Genomic DNA, 1,531 nt, shown 5'->3' with positions numbered 1-1,531 from the left:
CGAAGCTCGGTTCATCGGCTTCGACATGACGGACTTTCTCGACAATCCCGAGATCCGCACCCCGCTCATGATGTACATGTTCCACCGCATCGACGCGCTGCTCGACGGCCGGCGCCTGGTTATCGACATTGATGAATTCTGGAAGGCGCTTGGCGACGATGCGTTTCGCGCTTTCGCGCAGGATGGTCTTAAAACCTACCGAAAGCAGAATGCCTTTTTGGTATTCGGCACGCAAAGCCCGGCCGACGCGCTGAGATCCGACATTTCGCACAGCATCATGGAACAGGTGGCCACCAAGATCCTCCTGCCGAACCCTCACGGCCGCGAGGTCGACTATATCGACGGCCTCGGCCTCACCCGCGCTGAATTCAAGCTGATCAGGAACGATCTTATACCGGAGAGCCGCCGCTTTCTTGTCAAGCAGGGTCACGATTCCATCGTCGTCGAACTCGATCTTGGCGGGCTCTCGAACGAGCTCGCGGTCCTTTCAGGCACTACGGAAACTGTCGGCATCCTCGACCAGGTCCGGCGCGAGCACGGCGACGACCCCGCCCTGTGGTTGCCCATCTTCCACGAGCGTCGTCGAGCTACCACCCGAAGGAAAGGATAAAATCATGAGAGCAATTCGAGTCCTGGCGGTCGCCAGCGGACTGGCAGCTTCGGTGCCGGCTCATGCACAGGGTATCCCGGTCTATGACTCCAGCACGTTCCTGCAGACGCTGTCGACGGTGAAGAACACGCTTGCGATGATAGAGCAGGGCAAACAGCAGATCTCCCAAGCGACCGATATGTTCGACAGCGTCAACAAGCTGACGAACGTCAACCAAATCGCCTCGTCGCTGAACACCGACGCGGTGCGCCATCTCCTCCCGAGTGAGGCGCGCGACATCCAGCGCCTGATGTCCTCGGACATGGCTGGGCTCGGCAGCCTCGGATCGGCAGCAGATCGGATCCGCAGCAGCAACCGCGTTGCATTGCCCGACCTTCGCCCCGATGCCACCGCCTTCGAGCGTACGAACCGCGATGCCATCTCGCGCAACGGGGACATGGCAGCGCGCGACGCGGCGATCGCCGAAGCGGCCTATGGTGTGACTACCAAGCGAACAGCGGGTCTGGAGGAGCTTCGATCCTCGCTCGACACGGCATCGGACGCCAAGGACGTGATGGATATCCAGGCCCGGATCGGGGTCGAAAACGCGCACATCCAGAATGACGCGGTGCAGTTGCAGGCGCTCCAAATGCGGCAGGCGGCCGAAGCGCGGCTCCGCTCCCAGCGCGAAGGCGAGGCTGGCCTGGCAAAGCTCGAACAGAGCCTGGGTAGCCGGCCATGAAGCATGCCGCCAGCGCTGGCGCGATCCTGCTAACGATCCTTGTCGCCGGCTGCGGACAGCCCGCCGGCAAGGCGGAATTGAAGTCCGATCCTAAGCTCAGGTCGCAGATTCTCGCGGCGTGCGCGGACGGCACCCATACCGACGCGCAGGAGTGCAGCAACGCAAAGGCGATCGAGAACGCGGACAAACTCGACCGCTCG

At 62.1% G+C, this 1,531-nt stretch carries 3 protein-coding genes; all 3 read left to right on the top strand.

What is annotated here, in order from left to right; genetic code table 11:
- The coding region (locus tag U1769_RS24900; protein WP_443030455.1) for a TraG/VirB4 family ATPase at window positions 1–610 on the top strand (610 nt) is incomplete at its 5' end.
- A 4-nt stretch (window positions 611–614) separates the two neighbouring features.
- Window positions 615–1,331 (top strand): TrbJ/VirB5 family protein, encoded by a 717-nt coding sequence (locus U1769_RS24895; RefSeq protein ID WP_332720851.1) that lies wholly within the window; start codon window positions 615–617, stop codon window positions 1,329–1,331.
- On the top strand, window positions 1,328–1,531 hold a 204-nt coding region (locus tag U1769_RS24890; RefSeq protein WP_332720850.1), incomplete at its 3' end, for an EexN family lipoprotein. The genes U1769_RS24895 and U1769_RS24890, both read left to right, overlap by 4 nt.

Source organism: Parasphingomonas zepuensis, from assembly GCF_036663735.1.
Taxonomy (GTDB): Bacteria; Pseudomonadota; Alphaproteobacteria; order Sphingomonadales; family Sphingomonadaceae; genus Sphingomonas.
This window is presented reverse-complemented; position numbering and strand designations above follow the sequence as displayed.

What these genes read in the sequence shown, in the direction of transcription:
- U1769_RS24895 (WP_332720851.1), top strand. Translation starts at nt 615, where the DNA reads ATGAGAGCAATTCGAGTCCTGGCGGTCGCCAGCGGACTGGCAGCTTCG.